General features: G+C 44.0%; 15 protein-coding genes. 12 read left to right on the forward strand and 3 right to left on the reverse strand.

Annotated features, from left to right (window positions below):
• Positions 1–278 precede the first annotated feature (278 nt).
• The 3 genes from ISR87_13825 to ISR87_13835 all read left to right on the forward strand — a co-directional run bounded on the left by ISR87_13825 (position 279) and on the right by ISR87_13835 (position 5,801).
• Positions 279–2,990 carry a pyruvate, phosphate dikinase gene (locus tag ISR87_13825; protein ID MBL7026518.1) on the forward strand — a complete coding sequence of 904 codons (2,712 nt, stop codon included), beginning with the start codon at positions 279–281 and terminating at the stop codon, positions 2,988–2,990.
• A gap of 367 nt (positions 2,991–3,357) precedes the next feature.
• Positions 3,358–4,596: a cyclic nucleotide-binding domain-containing protein gene (locus ISR87_13830; protein ID MBL7026519.1), complete on the forward strand. Its 1,239-nt coding sequence runs from the start codon at positions 3,358–3,360 to the stop codon at positions 4,594–4,596.
• Between the two features lie 113 nt (positions 4,597–4,709).
• Entirely contained in the window at positions 4,710–5,801 is a 1,092-nt protein-coding gene (locus ISR87_13835; protein MBL7026520.1) for a cyclic nucleotide-binding domain-containing protein, read from the forward strand.
• 8 nt (positions 5,802–5,809) lie between these two features.
• On the opposite strand, the gene yaaA is transcribed toward ISR87_13835, so the two are convergent.
• The 3 genes from yaaA to ISR87_13850 are packed head-to-tail and all read right to left on the reverse strand — an operon-like array spanning position 5,810 to position 8,316.
• Positions 5,810–6,586 (reverse strand): peroxide stress protein YaaA, encoded by a 777-nt coding sequence (yaaA, locus tag ISR87_13840; protein MBL7026521.1) that lies wholly within the window; start codon positions 6,584–6,586, stop codon positions 5,810–5,812.
• Positions 6,587–6,624: 38 nt separating this feature from the next.
• Entirely contained in the window at positions 6,625–7,260 is a 636-nt protein-coding gene (locus ISR87_13845; protein MBL7026522.1) for a corrinoid protein, read from the reverse strand.
• On the reverse strand, positions 7,261–8,316 hold the full coding sequence (locus ISR87_13850) for a hypothetical protein (GenBank protein ID MBL7026523.1): 1,056 nt from the start codon (positions 8,314–8,316) through the stop codon (positions 7,261–7,263).
• Between the two features lie 175 nt (positions 8,317–8,491).
• On the opposite strand from ISR87_13850, the gene ISR87_13855 reads away from it, so the two are divergent.
• The 9 genes from ISR87_13855 to ISR87_13895 all read left to right on the forward strand — a co-directional run.
• Positions 8,492–9,928 (forward strand): Do family serine endopeptidase, encoded by a 1,437-nt coding sequence (locus ISR87_13855; protein MBL7026524.1) that lies wholly within the window; start codon positions 8,492–8,494, stop codon positions 9,926–9,928.
• Between the two features lie 277 nt (positions 9,929–10,205).
• Positions 10,206–13,337: an isoleucine--tRNA ligase gene (locus tag ISR87_13860; GenBank protein ID MBL7026525.1), complete on the forward strand. Its 3,132-nt coding sequence runs from the start codon at positions 10,206–10,208 to the stop codon at positions 13,335–13,337.
• Positions 13,338–13,341: 4 nt separating this feature from the next.
• Positions 13,342–13,863 (forward strand): signal peptidase II, encoded by a 522-nt coding sequence (lspA, locus tag ISR87_13865; protein ID MBL7026526.1) that lies wholly within the window; start codon positions 13,342–13,344, stop codon positions 13,861–13,863.
• Positions 13,864–14,108: 245 nt separating this feature from the next.
• Positions 14,109–15,023 (forward strand): RluA family pseudouridine synthase, encoded by a 915-nt coding sequence (locus tag ISR87_13870; protein MBL7026527.1) that lies wholly within the window; start codon positions 14,109–14,111, stop codon positions 15,021–15,023.
• Positions 15,020–15,943, forward strand: a complete 924-nt coding sequence (locus ISR87_13875; protein MBL7026528.1) for a tyrosine-type recombinase/integrase — start codon at positions 15,020–15,022, stop codon at positions 15,941–15,943. Before ISR87_13870 ends, ISR87_13875 begins: the two co-directional genes overlap by 4 nt.
• Before the next feature lie 35 nt (positions 15,944–15,978).
• The gene (gene raiA, locus ISR87_13880; GenBank protein MBL7026529.1) at positions 15,979–16,311 is read left to right on the forward strand and encodes a ribosome-associated translation inhibitor RaiA; all 333 of its coding nucleotides are present in this window, start codon (positions 15,979–15,981) and stop codon (positions 16,309–16,311) included.
• Between the two features lie 25 nt (positions 16,312–16,336).
• The gene (locus ISR87_13885) at positions 16,337–17,296 is read left to right on the forward strand and encodes an MCE family protein (GenBank protein ID MBL7026530.1); all 960 of its coding nucleotides are present in this window, start codon (positions 16,337–16,339) and stop codon (positions 17,294–17,296) included.
• Positions 17,297–17,299: 3 nt separating this feature from the next.
• Positions 17,300–18,277, forward strand: coding sequence for an NTP transferase domain-containing protein (locus ISR87_13890; GenBank protein ID MBL7026531.1), 978 nt, complete (start codon positions 17,300–17,302; stop codon positions 18,275–18,277).
• Positions 18,278–18,334: 57 nt separating this feature from the next.
• A partial coding sequence (locus ISR87_13895) for a methionine adenosyltransferase (protein ID MBL7026532.1) occupies positions 18,335–18,620 on the forward strand: 286 nt, incomplete at its 3' end.

An 18,620-nucleotide genomic window follows, 5' to 3' on the forward strand; every position in this document is an offset into this window, starting at 1 on the left:
TATGAGACATATTACTTAACAGAAAGGAAACTGTTCATCTAAAGATCGCTGATAATCAGATATCGTGAACCCACAAACTTTTTTGATCAAATGTATCAGACAAAACTCTTTAACTGGGCTTTATATCGGAATCAGGGATTGATAAAAGCGATTGAAAACTGTGGCAAATCGTATGGAAAAGGGTTTAATTCCGCGCATGGCAATACGTCACTCTGATCTGAGACACGATTCAACTTTTACCCTACTATTATATATATTTGATTTGAAAGGATGATTTAATCATGACAAAACGCGTTTACACATTCGGAGGTGGAAAAGCCGAAGGAGATGCTTCCTACAGAAATCTTCTGGGAGGCAAGGGAGCCAACCTGGCTGAAATGAGTGGCCTGGGCATTCCTGTTCCTGCTGGTTTCACCATCACCACAGAAGTTTGTACGGAGTATAATCAAGTTGGTCGCGACCAGACTGTTGAGCTCATTAAGGCTGAAGTCGAAGCTGCAGTAAAAGAAGTTGAAGCGGTCATGGGTGCAAAATTTTGCGACGAAGAGAACCCCCTGCTTCTATCAGTTCGCTCTGGGTCCCGTGTTTCCATGCCCGGTATGATGGACACCGTTCTAAATCTTGGTCTTAATGACACTGCCGTTGAAGCCCTTGCCAAGAAATCTGGTAATGAGCGCTTTGCCTGGGATTCATACCGTCGTTTCGTACAGATGTACGGTGATGTGGTTTTAGGTATGAAACCTGAATCCAAAGAAGATATCGATCCCTTTGAAGAGATTATGGAAGCGCTCAAAGAGACCAAGGGCTATGAGCTGGATACAGAATTCAATGTTGAAGATCTAAAAACACTGGTGGCTCAATTTAAAGCTGCTGTCACCAAAAAAACCGGTCACAGTTTTCCAGACAATCCCTGGGATCAGCTCTGGGGATCAGTTATGGCAGTATTTGATTCATGGGAAACTCCCCGTGCAGTTTACTACCGCATGTTGAACAAAATCCCCGGTGATTGGGGAACTGCTGTAAATGTTCAGGCCATGGTGTTTGGCAACATGGGAGACAACTCTGGTACCGGCGTTGCCTTTACTCGGGATGCTGGAACGGGCGAGGACCAGTTTAATGGTGAATACCTCATCAACGCCCAGGGCGAAGATGTAGTAGCCGGTATTCGCACACCTCAGCAGATCACCAAGATCGGTTCTGAACGTTGGGCCGTCCTGGCTGGCGTTTCTGAAGAAGAGCGCAAAAGGGATTTTCCTTCACTGGAAGAGCTCATGCCGGAGATCTATGCAGAGCTACACAGTATCGAGCAGCGACTTGAAGACCATTACAAAGATATGCAGGACATTGAGTTTACCATGCAGGACGGTAAGCTGTGGATGCTCCAGACCCGTAGTGGCAAGAGAACTGGTTTTGCCATGGTGCGGATTGCCATGGAACAGCTGGAAGCGGGTGAGCTTGATGAAAAAGAAGCTCTCATGCGCGTCGAGCCCAACAAGCTGGATGAGCTGCTACACCCCGTTTTTGATAAAGAAGCCATGGCTTCAGCTCGGGTTCTGACCAAAGGTCTGCCTGCTTCACCTGGTGCCGCTACTGGGCAGCTTGTATTTCATGCTGATGAAGCCAACAAATATGAAAATTCCATCCTGGCCCGAATTGAAACTTCTCCAGAAGATCTTGAGGGTATGAATATTGCCAACGGTATCCTTACTGCTCGTGGTGGTATGACCTCTCACGCCGCTGTGGTTGCTCGCGGTATGGGTAAGTGTTGTGTGTCAGGCGCTGGTGCAATAAAAATTAACTATAAAGCGAGAACCTTGACCGTAGATGGTAGTGTCTTTAATGAAGGAGACTGGGTTTCACTTAATGGTAGCACTGGTGAAATTTTCGAAGGCAAGATTAAAACCATTGATCCTGAAGTAAGCGGTGCTTTTGGCCAGCTTATGGATCTCACCAATAAATTTACAAGAATGTATGTTCGTACCAATGCAGATACCCCCCGCGAGAGCAAAATCGCCAGAGAATTTGGTGCCAAGGGTATCGGTCTATGTCGTACCGAGCACATGTTCTTCGAAGGTGACAAGATTGTTGCCATGCGTGAGATGATCCTTGCAGAGGATCAGGCTGGTCGGGAAGCCGCTCTTGAAAGACTTCTACCCATCCAGCAGAAAGACTTTGAAGGTATCTTTGAAGCCATGCAGGATCTTCCCGTGACGGTTCGTCTTCTGGATCCACCTTTACATGAGTTCGTTCCTCATGACGAAAAAGGTCAGCAGGAAATGGCTGATGTCATGGGTGTCGACATAAAGGTCATCTCACAAAAAGTAGATGATCTTGCAGAGTTTAATCCCATGTTAGGCCACAGAGGTTGTCGTCTGGGTAACACCTACCCTGAAATCACTGTGATGCAGACAAAAGCCATCATGGGGGCAGCCCTTGCTCTTAAGGCGAGGGGAATCGTTGCCATACCAGAGATTATGATTCCACTTACTGGAACCCTGGCTGAGATGGAACTTCAGGAAAAGATTGTTCGCGATACCATCAAGGTGTTGTTTGCTGAAGTTGGAGATTCAGTGGATCACCTTGTTGGAACGATGATAGAAATTCCTCGTGCTGCTTTGACGGCTGATAAAATTGCCACCAGTGCTGAATTCTTCTCATTTGGAACCAATGATTTGACACAGATGACCTTTGGATATTCCCGTGATGATGCCGGAAAATTCCTTCCTGTTTATCTGGAAAAAGGCCTCCTGAAGAATGATCCTTTCGAGGTGCTTGACCAGGAAGGTGTTGGACAACTTGTCGAAATGGCCTGCAGATTAGGAAAAGAAACTCGACCTGACATTAAGCTGGGAATCTGTGGCGAGCATGGTGGTGAGCCAAGCTCAGTTGAATTTTGCCACAGGGTTGGTCTCGATTATGTGAGTTGTTCACCTTTCCGCGTGCCTATTGCCAGATTGGCAGCAGCACAGGCAGCAGCTCGCGAACTATAAAGGCACAGCCACACTGTTTTAACACACAGCCCTCTCAGTTTTTCTGGGAGGGCTTTTTTTAAAGGACCTAGTAAATATCTTAACTGGCTGAACCATGATTTTGGATTCACTTGAGACACTCTGTGGCAAGGGATTTAAGCTGATTCATGGTTTGAAATATGGCAATCGGGATTAGCTTAGAAGATTGAGTAAATATTGGCTGTAATTTTCCCAGGAGTGGAATTAAAATAATTACTTGATCGAGTTTCATCATATTTGCAAACATGATTGAAGCTCAAAATAGTTTAAGAAATTCAATGCTTTTGTTGCTGACAAAGTGGTAAATAAAGTAGACTATGAATGACTTCTCAATAGCGCTGGTACCCAAATGAAACTGATTAAAAAACCCAGTTTAGCCTCACTGAAAAAATGGAAAATTTTTGAGCATATTCCTGATGATGAGCTAAAGCAAATTCACTCGAAGATTGAGTCTTGTCATTATGACCATGAAGAGTCCATTATTCATGAAAATTCAATTGGTGATCACATCTATATTTTGGCTTCTGGTAAAGTGAGAATTGAGAAACAGGTCAGAGAAAATGAGTCTGAAGTATTGGGATTCTACGATGAGGTTGGTGGTCTTTTTGGAGAAATGGCCCTCCTGGAGGACAAGCCTCGCAGCGCAGGCATGATTGCAGATAGTGATTGTGAAGTCCTGGCCGTCTCCAAGGAAGATTTCCTTGAGCTTGTGCATTCCGTTCCCCTCTTCACCCTGTCAGTTGCTAAAAATATTTCTCAGTTCTTGAGAGATACAGATGAGCGTCTCATCAATAAGCTAAGAAAAGAAAATGATGAGCTCCGTCATATGAATTACCGCCTGCAGGAAACCCAGGAAGAGCTCATCGGTAAAGAGCGTCTATCACTGATTGGACGCATGGCTTCAACCATTTTGCACGATATGAAAAACCCTATGTCCACCATTGGTGGCTATGCTCAATTAATAAAGATGAAGAAGCATAGCGGTGAACAACTTGCGAAATACGCCGATATCATTGCCAAGCAGGTCATCCAGTTTACGACCATGACCCAGGATCTCCTCTCCTTTGCCCAGGGTGGAGAGCAAATGCGCTTGAGATCAGTTCAAATGGCTGGCTATCTGCAGGAATGTTGTGATTCTCTCATTTTGAAATTTGAAGAACGAGGTGTCTCCTTTGTCAGGGATTTGAAATTTGAGGGTGAAGTCAGAATAGACAATGGTCGCTTTTTTAGAGTCATGGAAAATATTGCCAACAACGCCCTGGATGTACTCGATGAAACAGGAACCTTTACGGTTCACAGCATGGAAGTAGAAACAGGTATCCGTATCGTTTTGGAAGATGATGGTTTCGGAATGTCGGATGAAGTCAGAGAAAATGCCTTTAAAGAATTCTATACCCATGGAAAACGCAAGGGTACAGGTCTAGGGTTAGCCATCGTAAAACGTATTGTGGATGAACATGATGGCATAATAAATATTGAGAGTGTGGAAGGGGTAGGCACAAAATTTATCATCGACTTACCTGCCATCGGATACAATCTCTTACCAAAATCTAAACACCAGATTCCCATCCCTTTTGAGGGCAATTAATTATTTAAATTTTGCCTATGCGCATCCTTAACCCACCTCCCATACCGCTATTACAAGGATTAGAACCATTCTCTGGTATTCTTCCCGGAGAGCTGGAGAAAATTAGCAGCCTCATGCAGCGACAACTGTTCGCCCCCGGGGAAGTACTCATTGAGGAAGGCGCTGTTGCAAACCAGTTCTTTGTGATGATCAAAGGGCGTTTGGAAGTTGTTAAATCCATTGAGGGCGATGACCAGGAAGTGTTAAATGTCATTGATCAATCGGGTGAACTCTTCGGTGAAATGGCTCTGGTGGAAGACAAAGTCCGCAGTGCTGGTATCGTTGCAAAAGAAGAGAGTGAAGTACTGGTTGTTCAGAAAGAGGGCTTCCTGGAGCTGGTCAATCACTTCCCCCAATTCACCCTTGAAGTTGCCAGAAGTATTTCTCAATATCTTCGTAAAACTGATTCAACACTCATTGGCACCCTTGAAGTTAAAAATCGAGAACTCAGCCGCATCATTGAAGAGCTCAATGCCACTCGAGAAGCTCTGGTGGAAAATGAGCGCCTATCCATTGTCGGACGCATGGCTTCTACGATTTTGCATGATCTGAAAAATCCAATGACCACCATTGCAGGATTTGCACAGCTCATCGGGTTAAAAGAAATGGCCCACGAAGATGTGGTCAAATATACCAAAATTATTTCACAGCAAGTCAATCAGTTTAATACGCTTGCCCAGGAACTGTTGGCCTTTGCGAAAGGCAGTTCAACACTCCAGTTACAGGAAATGAAGTTTCCTGACTGCATCGAGGACTCACTCACCAGTCTGCACCAGAATTTAGTACAGCAGAATATGAAGTTGGTGACTGATTTTCAGGGTGAAGCGATAATTAATATTGACCCCAGTCGATTCTATAGAGTGTATGAAAATCTGGCCAACAATGCCATTGAAGCCATGAGCGCAGGTGGTACGCTTACCATTAGAAGCCAGGTTAGCGATGACCATCTTGTAATGACCTTATCTGATACCGGTCATGGGATGGATGCAGAGGTACTTTCCAAAGTGTTTGATGAATTCTTTACCCATCAAAAACATAATGGTACTGGATTAGGTCTGGCCATTGTGAAGAGTATTGTCACCGATCATAAAGGTGCCATTTCAGTGGAAAGCGTCCTGGATCAGGGCACTACCTTCACCATCACACTTCCAATACTGAAAACCTGATTTAGCCTTTATTCAGGACGGGGCCGGGTGAACACCCAGTTTGAAACCCCCGAATCATTTTTCGAAAATTCATACTCAGATATATTGAATGCTTTGAGCTGCTCAGGTTCATCCAAATTATTCTGAATGATATAGTCTGCCATCATTCCCCGCGCCCATTTAGCAAAAATGGCAATGACCTTGGCTTGACCATTTTCAACTTCCTTAAACTCAATATTGATTACCTGTGCCTTGATAGCCTTAAAATCCACAACCCTTGCATACTCCCTGGAGGCCAGATTTATAATCGCAGGGGACACATCAGTCTTTAAATCTTTATTTAGGGCACGTGTAATTCTTTTATCCCAGAACTGATACAAATTATCCCCCCGCTTCGTTTTCAATGGGGTTTTCATCTCCAGGCGATAGGCTTGAATAAGATCCAGGGGACGCAAATATCCATACAGGCCAGAAAGAATTCTTAAATGTTTCTGGGCAAAATGAAGTTTCTCAGTATCATAGGTATTGATTCGCATGTGCTGATACACATCACCGGTAAAGGCGAAAAGTGCTTGCTTGGCATTATCAAGACTGAAGGGTGGTTTAAAGGCTTTATATCTGGGAATATTGAGATCAGCGAGATTCTCACTGATGGACATAAGTTCCATAAGTTCAAGCTTTTTAATTCGCTTCAACTGTGTGATGAGTTGTTTGCTATGACTAAGTAAATCTGGAGACGTAAACAGTCCAGTCGGAGCGGGCTCGCTAAAATTGACGCTTTTAGCAGGTGAAATGAGAGTAATCATATGTTATCCAGTTTAATAAATGTCTGGGAAGCGATTTTCTACCGCCCACAAAATTGTTGTACTTGCTCTACCGCTGCCGGAGCTGTGGGTGCATACCCATCTGCACCAATACTCTGTGAGAACTCACGACTTACTGGAGCACCACCGATGAGAATTTTTGTGTCCTTCAGGTCTGGATGACCCCTAAAAGCCTCAACAACCTCCTTCATATTGTTCATGGTTGATGACAATAACGCGGAGAGACAGACAACGGCTGCCTGGTGTTGAGAACTTGCTTCCAGAAATCGCTGGGCTGGAACATTAACACCCAGGTCGATAACTTCAAAACCAGCACCGATGAGCATGATTCTCACCAGATTTTTACCAATATCATGCATATCGCCCTTCACAGTACCAATGACTACTGTATGTCGCTGGCGAGCTTCAGAATTTCCAGCCAGATGAGGTTTCAGGATATCAATGGCGGTTTGCAAGGCCTGTGCCGACATGAGCACCTGAGGTAAAAACATTTCGTTGCGTTTGAAACGGTCACCCACGATGGCCATTCCAGGGAGGAGCTGCTCATCCAGAATCTTTTGGCTATTGATCCCTTCACTAAGCAGTCGGTTTACATCAGCAGAAATTGAAGCCACATTTCCCATAAGGATGGCTTGTTGAATGGAATCAGAAGACATTTATTTCAACTCCTTATGGGCGACAGCATACATTGCTTTCAAATTTTCAGGTTGACAGTAGGAGGCAACCACATTGCTGGTTCCCAGAATGAAACCACCACCACTTCTGGCATTTTGAATCAAGTTTCGAGTTGTATCCTCAACCTCTTGGATGGTGCCATTGGCCAGCAAGTCTACATCAATGTTACCCATGAATGCCAGATCTTGCCCATATTCCCCCTTAAGTAAGGGAATATCCATATTTGCATTGGGATCACATGATTGCAATACATCAATGCCACAATCAATAAGATCGGGAATAATATTCCTCAGATCTCCATCGGAATGGAAGAAAACAGGAAGACCTGTCTTTTTTATTTCGGTAATCATATTCTTTAGAATGGGGAAATAGTCACTTCTTAAATACTCTGGATCAACAAATGTACCCGAATTAAATGCCAGATCATCAGCTATAAGAATGGCATCCGCACCTGCATGGGCACTCATCAACGCCAGTGTTAAATTTGTTTCAATAAGCTTTTCATAGTACTGTTTCATTGTATCACGTGCCTGGAGGGTCCACATCATAAACCGTTCAAAACCCAACAATTCGTAACCCAGATCGAATCCTGCATTGAGGGTAGCCAATACAAAGAAGTCGGTGGAACGCTTCCATCTCGTAACCTGAGTGGAGTCAAAATGACTAACATCAGGGGGGCTCCAGGATGCCAGCTCTTCCGGGCTATGGGCAATGGGATCCACAAGCTGAACCGTTGCATCAGGGGGTTGGGTGTGGGTGGCTCCCCAGTAGTCTCTAAAGGTTTCGGTGCCCCAATCTTCATGGATCCCCACCATTTCCACCGCGGGTCCAACGACACGGGCACCAACAATGTCAGCCCCCAGGAGTTCACGTATTCGTTGATGATTCAAAAAATATCCATCTGTCCCCAGATCATATTTATCACCTAAAACCGCTTGAATGATTGTATCCGTGTAACCGCCACCAATCTCGCCCAGCGGAACCCTTGATGTCTCAATCCTGTTGAGCGCTGATAAAACTCTTTCTCTTCCAGTCATGGGATCAAACTAATTAAAAAGAATTAGTGGGGATAGTAGATAGTTTATGCATACTTCACTTGGATTAAAATGATAGATTTCAACATAGAACTGACTCAATGCATCAATTAAAAAATTATATGAAACCTTTCATTTCATCCGGCATAAAAAGCTTTGTCAAATAAATGGAGACTATATGAAAAAACACATACTACTATTTACCCCCATATTTCTAATCGCAATCTTGTTGCCACTAAATTTGAATGCCTCAGATATTGGGGTAGCTAAGGCCTTGAGCAATGCCTTTGCCGATATTTCTGAACAGGTTTCTCCTTCGGTTGTAACCATCACCAGTGAGCATGTCTATAAGCATCCCGCCATGGAACAGTACAAAGGCTTCCAGGAAATGTTTCCCAAACAACTCTGGCCCTTCCTGCCTGATGGCGACCGGGAAATGAAAAGTACATCTCTGGGTTCAGGAATCATTATTAGTGAGGATGGTTATATCCTCACCAATAATCACGTCGTTGAAAAAGGTGAAAACATTAGAGTCCAAATCTCAGACAATAAAGAATACGATGCCGAAATAATCGGTACAGACCCGGAAACCGATGTCGCCCTGATTAAAGTTGATGCCAAAAATTTGAAACCCATAATAATGGGTGACTCTGACAAAATCAGAGTAGGTGAATGGGTGCTTGCCATAGGAAGTCCCTTCTCCGGAAGTTTGTCACAGACCGTTACCCAGGGCATTGTCAGCGCAGTAGGTCGTTCTTCTGTGGGTCTCAACGATTATGAGAATTTTATACAAACTGATGCCGCCATCAACCCTGGAAACTCTGGGGGTGCTCTTGTGAATCTGGATGGTGAGCTCATTGGTATGAATTCAGCAATTGCTTCACGAAGTGGTGGAAATCAGGGAATTGGTTTTGCCATCCCTATCAATCTGGTCAATCGTATCGTTGAGGATCTACGGTCTGATGGACGTGTGACCCGCGCCTGGCTCGGTGTATATGTTCAACCAGTCGATGCAGCCATGGCAAAAACGCTAGGTATGGATATAGCCAAAGGAGCCCTGGTTCAACGGGTCATTGATGGAAGCCCTGCTGATGATGCAGGGTTAAAACAACTTGATGTCATCCTTGAGTTTGATGGTCATGAGGTTGAAAATTCAAGAAAATTACCTATTCTTGTCTCCACCCAGCGCCCTGATGAGAAGAAGAAACTAAAAGTCCTGAGAGATGGCAAGATAAAGACAATTTTGGTCAAATTGGGTGAGTTGCCTGATGAGGTGACAGCAGCCGAACCCATTGAAACGAATAAATCTGATATCGGTCTAACTGTTGAAACTGCCAGTGCTGAACGTCTGCGGTTTTACAACTTATCCCCTGGTGCGGAGGGTGTACTGGTCACTTCGGTGGAAAGAGATAGTGAGGCTTTTAAGAAAAATATCCGTACTGGTTATCTCATTCAGAAAATGGGTCCCAATGTGAAAACGTTGTCGAAAGTCATGTCGTCAGGAGCCTTTGAGAAAAACCTGCGAGCCTACAAACCCAATGACACCATCTTGCTTTTGGTGAGACGGGATAACTCCAATACCTTTTTTGTGGCACTGACTATTCCGGAATCATAAAGGAGTAGCTGCAGACTATCTGAAGAAATTCATTTTCCTCCAAACCCCCGAGACCCCAGATACATCAAAAGTATTTTGGGGTCTCTCATTTTTGTACAAATATTCCGAGACTGAACAACTGACATAAATTCAGACAGAATAAACTTTTAAAACCCATGGTAGAAATTTGGGGATAACATTGACCGGCGAAAATGCGGCGATTATATTGCGCGGCTAAAAAAGGACTGAACGATAGCAGCGAAAGCTATGGGAAAATAAGACAGGAAAAGACAGACTCATGATGAAGGAAGTATCTAGCAAAGTAAATTTTATCGCCCTGGAACACGACATGTTGAAATTCTGGGAGGATGAAGATATTTTCAATAAACTCAGGGCACAGAACGCTGGCAAACCACGTTGGTCATTTCTCGATGGTCCCATTACTGCTAATAATCCCATGGGAGTTCACCACGCCTGGGGTCGCACATACAAAGATCTCTACCAGCGCTACCACGCGATGTTGGGAATGGAACTTCGCTATCAAAACGGCTTCGATTGTCAAGGGTTATGGGTAGAAGTTGAAGTTGAAAAACAGCTGGGTTTTAAATCCAAAACTGACATTGAAGCATACGGCGTTGAAGCCTTTGTCAATAAGTGCAAAGAGCGAGTCCATAAATTTTCAGCCGTTCAAACCGAGCAATCCAAACGCATGGGCTACTGGATGGATTGGGACAATTCCTATTTCACCATGTCCGATGAAAATAATTATACGATTTGGGCATTTCTAAAAAAGGTCTACGATCGCGGATTTATTTATAAGGGCTACGATGTCATGCCCTGGTGCACCCGCTGTGGTTCAGCCCTTTCTGAGCATGAAATTGCCACTGAAGGCTACAAAGAACTGACCCATACCTCTATTTATTTGAAATTTCCCCTTAAAGATCGTGAGAATGAGTCTTTGCTGGTGTGGACAACCACACCCTGGACCCTTTCATCCAATATAATGGCCGCCGTTCACCCCGATCTCGACTATGTCAAGGTCAAGCAGGGCGAAGATATCTACTACCTCGTCCAGGGTCGTCTTTCCATTTTGCAGGGAGACTACGAAATCCTTGAAACCCTCAAGGGCAAGGACATGCTGGGCTGGGAATATCATGGACCATATGATGAACTCCCCGTTCAGGCTGATATTCACCATGCCATTATTTTTTGGGACGAAATCTCTGAGACTGATGGTACTGGAATTGTCCATATCGCACCTGGTTGTGGTAAAGAAGATAATGCCCTGGCCAAGGAGCTTGGTTTTCAGGTTATCAAACCCATCGATGAATTTGGAGCTTATCTAGACGGTTTTGGTAAGTGGACAGGCAAAAATGTAATGGAAATCAGTGATGCTATCATTGATGACCTCTCTCAAAAAGGATTGCGCTATAAGCGTGAGCCCATTACTCATAGATATCCCTGTTGCTGGCGCCATGGTACTGAGCTGGTTTTTCGCCCGGTTGATGAGTGGTTTATCCGCATGGATGAGTTAAGAGGGGAGATAGCCGAGGTTACCAAACAGGTCGAGTGGATCCCAGCTTACGGAAAAGAGCGTGAGTTGGATTGGCTCAAGAATATGAGCGATTGGATGATCTCCAAAAAACGTTACTGGGGATTGGCTTTACCCATCTGGACCTTTGAAGATGGTTCTTTTTTCGTCGTAGGATCAGAGACAGAATTGAAGGAGCTGGCAGTAGAAGGCTGGGAAGAGTTTGAAGGTAAAACTCCCCACAAACCCTGGATTGACAAAGTTAAAATTAAGCATCCCGAAACAGGTCTCATCGGGACCCGTGTTCCAGATGTAGGCAACCCCTGGCTTGATGCAGGAATTGTACCTTATTCCACAATGGAATACCGCAAAGATCCTGAATATTGGGAAAAATGGTTCCCTGCAGATTTTATTGTGGAATCACTTCCTGGACAATTCCGCAATTGGTTTTATGCCATTCTAGCCATGAGCACCGTAATGGAAAACAGGGCACCCATAAAAACCATAATGGGACATGCCCTGGTCAAAGACGAACAGGGGGATGATATGCACAAATCAGCTGGCAATGCCATCTGGTTTGAAGATGCTGCTGAGAAGATGGGTGTGGATGTCATGCGTTGGATGTATGCTTCCCAGGTACCGGTAAATAATTTGAATTTTGGTTATGGGGCTGCAGATGAGGTGCGTCGTAAGGTCCTGACCCTGTGGAATACCTATTCCTTTTTTGTGACCTATGCACGTCTCGATAAATTTAATCCCCTGTCTGCTCTCGATGAATCCACCCTGACTGAATTAGATAGATGGATTCTGGCTCGTTTGAACCAGCTGATTGGTCAGGCTCGCAAGGATTATGATAGCTATCAGGCTGACAAACTCATGCTCAAGATTAACCGTTTTGTGGATGAACTCTCCAATTGGTATGTGCGTCGATCCAGACGCCGTTTCTGGAAAAGTGAGAATGATACAGACAAATGGGCTGCATATCATACACTTTATAAAGCTCTGGTTACGCTTTCAAAATTAATTGCCCCTGTCTCTCCATTCTTCACTGAGGCTCTCTACCAGAACCTGGTTGTTACCCTCGACCCCGATGCACCTCAGAGTATCCATCTTTGCAATTTTCCTGAAGTGGACGAGCGCTGGTTGGATGATGACTTGTTGCGACGGGTTGATGTGGTCATCAAAACCGTTGAACTGGGAAGAGCTGCCAGGAATAAAGCCAACCTCAAGGTGCGTCAACCCCTGGCAAATATCTCAGTGTACTTTCCTGATGAGCAGGACAGAATTTTTGCCAGTGATCTTCAAGATCAGATTCTGGAAGAGTTGAATATCAAGACCCTGTCCGTGGTTGAAAATGCTGATGCTCTTGTTCAATACGATATCAAACCGAATCTAGGTCTTCTTGGACCTAAATATGGTAAGGATATGGGCCTGATTCGGAATTTGATTAATGCAGCTGATCCTCAGGCACTCCTCAAACAATCAAAATCAGGTGACACCATTCACTTGAGCGATGGACAGCGGGAATTTGATCTGCTTCCAGAAGAACTGTTGGTGTCCACCATCGAACCTGAAGGACAGGCCGTGGTTGAAGACGCTGGTGTTGTTGTGGCCGTGGAAACAGAACTCTCTGAAGCATTGATCAGCGAGGGTACGGCCAGAGATTTCATTCGAAATGTCCAGAATATGCGTAAGGATGCAGAATTTGATGTGTCGGACAGAATACGTATTTTTGTTGAGGTTGATGAAACACCCAAAAATATGATTTTGGAACATCAAGAATATATCGCCAATGAAACCCTGGCTGAAGAAATCAGTTTTACCAGAAATGATGATGGCTTCCAGGCTGAATTCAAGATCGGAAAAAGCACTTTTAATGTAGGGATTAAACGCTATTAAACAGATGCTTAAATTTTTGAGTCTCACAGCAATCATAGTTGTGCTGGATCATGCTACCAAATATTGGGCTATTGTGGCCTTAAAGGGGCAGCACTATTGGCCGGCAGATGGAAATCTCTTCCGTTTGGACTATGCTGAAAACTATAATATGATTTTTAGTCTGACCTTTATACCGATGCCACTGGTAAATGTCATGGCTATCGGTGCCATAGGTCTGCTTTTTTATCTCCTCTATCAGTATAAAGACCAGCATGTATTGCCCAGTGTGGGTCTTGCGTTTATTCTGGGGGGGGCTTTTGGCAACATACCCGAACGTTTGATTCGCGGATACGTCGTTGATTTTATCAGTTTTGATTGGCCGGATTGGCTCTTTTTTACCAGATGGCCAACTTTCAATATTGCCGACAGCGCTGTCAATGTTGGAATGATCTTGTATTTGGGGTATGTCTTTTTTGTTGAAGGCAAAGAAAAACGCCTTGATCACATGGACACTGGGATAGACGCTCAAGAATCTTCAGTATCCTAAGCCTCAATCTTATAAAAAGAATTCTTTCAATAATCTTTCTATTCTGAAGCCTTCACGCTATATTTGCTACAGCGATTTCTAAGTGCAAATATTGAAAATATCCATCTCCATAATACCCACTCAACTTCAAAACTAGTTAGGAATGTGTAAAGCTGATTAATCAGACTGATCAACGCAGATCAACCAATGAAACTTTTGAAGTAACCATTGACAACTTCCAAAGACCTGTCCGCATTGACAAGTTCTTGTCAAGTCGCCTACCCACACATATCACTCGGAATCAGGTACAAAAACTACTTAAGTCAGGTAAGATTCAGGCTAATGGAAAGCCAGTCAAAGCCAGCCATCTCGTTGAACCTGGTGAGCATATAAGGGTTGAATATGAGATGCAATATTCTCCAACGCTGTACGCTGAAAACATCGCATTAGATATTGTATATGAGGATGATTATCTCATTGTCGTAAACAAACAACCTGGTCTCATCGTCCATCCTGGTGCTGGAAATTCAACTGGTACTCTGGTTAATGCACTGATTTATCATTGTGAACATCTATCCAATGACAACGGATTGCTGCGTCCTGGAATAGTCCATCGCTTAGATAAGGACACCTCTGGTTTGCTCATCTCAGCAAAGGACAATAGCATCCATGGCAATCTTCGATCCCAATTTTCAAAACGTACGATTGAAAAATATTATTATGCATTGGTGTGGGGACGATTTGATGAGGACAAGGGTGAAATCAACGCTCCCATTGGGCGTTCTCCCAAAAACCGAAAAAAATTCACTGTGATTGATACAGGCAAACCTTCTTTGTCGCTCTATGAGGTGGTTGAACGGTTTGAATTCCTGACCCTGGTGAGGGTCAAGCTTGAGACGGGTCGCACCCACCAGATTCGAGTGCATATGACACATGTAAATCACCCGATTTTTGGTGATCCCTACTATGGGGGACGTAATTCAAAGATTATCACCCTGAATATGCGCAATAGACAACTGGCAGCGAGACTACTGGGGATGCTCAATCGTCAAGCATTGCACGCACGCCGACTGATTTTTAGGCATCCCATTTCACATGAGGTCATGGATTTACGGGCTCCCATGCATGATGATTTTGAGCAGGTTTTAAGGGTTCTTAGGGAAGAAAGTCAGTACGCATGAGCTCAGTTTTAACAGGTCAAATCGACCATTTCCTGGCGTGGCTTGAAGTGGAGAAAAGATATTCGCCGGAAACGCTGAGGGGATATCAGATTGACCTCAGTCAATTTTGCCAATTCCTATCGGATTACGACGTTGAATGTCTGAACAGACCAAATCAGATAAACAGGGGAGTTCTTCGAAGTTTTTTGGGCTATTTATCAGGAGAATTGAATCAGCAACCCCGATCAGTTGCCAGGAAGCTTGCCGCTCTCAAATCATTTTTCAAATATATGCATCGTGAAGGTGTTGTGACATTGAACATTGCAGCTTATGTGCACACACCCAAACTTCCAGGAGTTATTCCAAGCTATTTGTCAGAGAATCAAATTGTAGCTGTATTAGACAGGTTGGGCGCATCAGATAGTTGGATGGGAAAACGGGATCTCGCCATTGTTGAATTGTTTTACTCAACAGGAATGCGTATATCCGAATTGGCCGGTCTCAAAGCAGGTGACTTGAATATTCAGAAAAGCACGGTAACAGTACTGGGGAAAGGCTCAAAGCAACGAGTGATCCCTGTGGGACAATATGCATGGGAGGCTATTGGAAACTATCAATATGCTACCAGGCACAAATTTGGAGCGAGAGGGAAGGACGAGGCTCTGTTTTTAGGAAAAAATGGAACCCCCCTGGGCAACGATGGAATACGCCTACGGGTAAAAAAAGCCATTCAAGCTATCGCAGAGTTAAAAAAGATGAGCCCCCACGTCCTGCGTCATACTTTTGCAACACATCTCTTAAATGCAGGCGCAGACCTAATGGCTCTAAAAGATTTATTGGGACATGCGAACTTGTCAACGACTCAGGTGTATACCCATGTGCAAGTTGACAAAATGAAGAAAGCTTTCAAAATGGCCCATCCAAGGGCCGTGAAAAAATAGTATGTTAACAACACACCATAAAGCAGGAGGAGCCAATGAAGGTAAACATCGTCGCCCGACATTTTGACATTTCTGAGAAAACACGGGACTATATTCAAGCTGAGATAGACCATCGACTGGAACCCGTCTATGATCGAACTGTCAATTGCAAGATGATCGTTGAGAAGGTTAAAAATGATTATATTGCTGAGGTGATTTTGAATGTACCAGGTGAAACCTTAACGGCCAAACAAACTTCAGATGATTTAAGCAAATCTGTGGATTTAGTCGTAAAAAAGATGAGAAAACAACTAACGAAGCACAAAAATAAATGGAAACGTCCCGTCGATCCGCATAAACAGTTTGTAGAATCTATTGATGAAGAGTAAATGAGACTAGAAAGTAATTATTAAAATGAGACCTGAGGAAAAAAGACAAGAAATAATTGTCGGTGTTGTCGTTCTGATAATCCTGGCTGCTACAGTCATGGGAATTATGTGGGGGAATAAAGCGGACATCTTTTCCTCAAGGAGTTATTATACGGTACGGGTCGCTCGAGCCAGTGGACTGGAAGAGGGCGACCCGGTTACCGTATCTGGTGTGCCAAAGGGTGTTGTTGATGACTTTATTGTCAACGAGGACTCTGTAGATATCATTATTGGAGTTGATAAAGATATTACCTTATACAGTGATGCATATGCCATTATTTCGAATCAGGAATTGTTGGGTTCCAAAAAGGTAGAAGTTAGCCCTGGAAAATCTGGCAGGCACCTTGGCGAACATGGCGTATTCAGGGGCACTTTTGCAGGAGGTCTCGAAGATATCTTTGAAACCACTGGCGCGATTTCAACCGATTTTCAAACCTTGTTGCGAAACTTCAACAAAACGGTACTTCTACTAAACAAGTCCATGGAGGAAGATGTACAGGCCAGTCTCCACTCCATCCATGCCACATCAAAATTAATCGATTCTCTCATGGTTGCAGATATCCAGCCGGGACTACTGGCTATGAAGAGCGCCCTACAACAGGCAGAAAATATGGTGGATACGAAACGTGGCGATATCGATACCATTATAACCAATTTGAAAACCATTTCATTCACTTTGAATAAGGTCGTGGATGACAACAAGAGCAAGTTGAACCGTTCCCTTACCAGCCTTGATAAAATTGGGGAGGATTTAAACCGCTTGAGCGTGAGGCTTAAGAACCCCAATTCAAGTCTGGGGAGATTGACAACCTCTGATTCGCTCTATCAAAGGTTGGACAGCATTTCATATAATATCAATGAGATTGTTAAAGAGATTAAAGACAATCCCAAGAAGTATCTGGAACATGTTAACGTCAGCGTGGATATGTTTGGTGGAGGGAAATAATCAATGAGAGCAGTTATCCCAGCAGCAGGCATTGGAAAAAGGCTGCGACCCCATACTTTAAATGTCCCCAAGGTTATGATCAACCTGGCAGGTAAACGCCTGATTGGTCATGTCCTGGATGCTGTTGAGTCCGCGGGAGTCGAGTCAGTCTCAATTATTGTGGGGTATAAGGGTGAGCAGGTGGAGGAGTATGTCAATCGATATTATTCACACCTTCGCCTGGATTTTCCCTACCAGGTCGAGCGAAAAGGTTTGGGGCATGCAGTTTTGGAAGGCCTGGAAGACAAGGAGGAGGGGGTCCTCATTTTGCTCGGGGATACTGTGTTTGATGTAGATTTTAAACAGTTTGTTGCAAATAAATCAAATGCAATCGCTGTGGTAAGAGTAGAGGATCCCAGAAGATTCGGTGTCGCTGAAATAGATGGTGATCATCGCGTCACCAAGTTGGTGGAAAAGCCAGAAAATCCGAAATCTGATCTGGCCCTGGCAGGGATGTACTACATTCAAGACCAACGGGTCCTGAAAGCATCAATTGAAAAACTCATTGCCGATGATTTAAAAACCCGTGGAGAGTATCAATTAACGGATGCTCTACAGTTGATGATTGAAAATGGAGAACCTATCGAGGCAGTGGAAATCAATGGTTGGTATGATTGCGGAACCAAGGAATCTCTGCTAGATTCTCACCGCTTTTTGCTCAAGCATCATTTGTCGACAGAGCATAGTAAGGGATCTATTATTCACCCGCCTGTTTTCATCCATTCAGAGGCCAAGGTGAGTAACTCGGTGATTGGTCCAAATGTAACCATTGATAAAGGTGCAGAGATAGTTGACGCCATTTTGACTGAGACGATTGTAGGAAAAGATGCTCAGATTTGCAACATGATCCTGACCAATTCTCTGATTGGAGATCATGCAGTGGTGGAAGGCCAGAAGAGAGTCGTCAATGTTGGAGACTACTCAGAATTAAAATTGAATTAATTTTAATTATTAAAACCCCGATTGGGTTTAGAATAATTGGTAAAGTCGGAGCTTAATATGTCATATTTGTTTTCATCAGAATCGGTAACAGAAGGTCATCCTGATAAAATTGCGGATCAGATATCAGATGCGATTCTTGATGCCATATTAGAAAAAGATCCCCAGGGTCGAGTAGCCTGTGAGACCTTTGTTACCACGGGCTTGGTCATGGTGGGTGGCGAGATCACGACCTCAGCCTATGTAGATATACAGCGTATCGCCCGGGGTACCATAAAACGAATTGGTTACACCGATTCCGCCATCGGGTTTGATTATAATACCTGTGCGGTTCTGGTAAGTATTG

Source organism: Candidatus Neomarinimicrobiota bacterium (genome assembly GCA_016784545.1).
Classification (GTDB): Bacteria; Fidelibacterota; UBA8477; order UBA8477; family JABMPR01; genus JABMPR01.

Bases quoted from the DNA above. Each gene is read 5' to 3' on its own strand.
- ISR87_13830 (MBL7026519.1), top strand. From the start codon at position 3,358: ATGAAACTGATTAAAAAACCCAGTTTAGCCTCACTGAAAAAATGGAAA.
- ISR87_13885 (MBL7026530.1), top strand. From the start codon at position 16,337: ATGAGACCTGAGGAAAAAAGACAAGAAATAATTGTCGGTGTTGTCGTT.
- ISR87_13860 (MBL7026525.1), top strand. From the start codon at position 10,206: ATGATGAAGGAAGTATCTAGCAAAGTAAATTTTATCGCCCTGGAACAC.
- yaaA (MBL7026521.1), bottom strand. From the start codon at position 6,586: ATGATTACTCTCATTTCACCTGCTAAAAGCGTCAATTTTAGCGAGCCC.
- ISR87_13855 (MBL7026524.1), top strand. From the start codon at position 8,492: ATGAAAAAACACATACTACTATTTACCCCCATATTTCTAATCGCAATC.
- ISR87_13835 (MBL7026520.1), top strand. From the start codon at position 4,710: ATGCAGCGACAACTGTTCGCCCCCGGGGAAGTACTCATTGAGGAAGGC.
- ISR87_13850 (MBL7026523.1), bottom strand. From the start codon at position 8,316: ATGACTGGAAGAGAAAGAGTTTTATCAGCGCTCAACAGGATTGAGACA.
- lspA (MBL7026526.1), top strand. From the start codon at position 13,342: ATGCTTAAATTTTTGAGTCTCACAGCAATCATAGTTGTGCTGGATCAT.
- ISR87_13875 (MBL7026528.1), top strand. From the start codon at position 15,020: ATGAGCTCAGTTTTAACAGGTCAAATCGACCATTTCCTGGCGTGGCTT.
- ISR87_13890 (MBL7026531.1), top strand. From the start codon at position 17,300: ATGAGAGCAGTTATCCCAGCAGCAGGCATTGGAAAAAGGCTGCGACCC.
- raiA (MBL7026529.1), top strand. From the start codon at position 15,979: ATGAAGGTAAACATCGTCGCCCGACATTTTGACATTTCTGAGAAAACA.
- ISR87_13845 (MBL7026522.1), bottom strand. From the start codon at position 7,260: ATGTCTTCTGATTCCATTCAACAAGCCATCCTTATGGGAAATGTGGCT.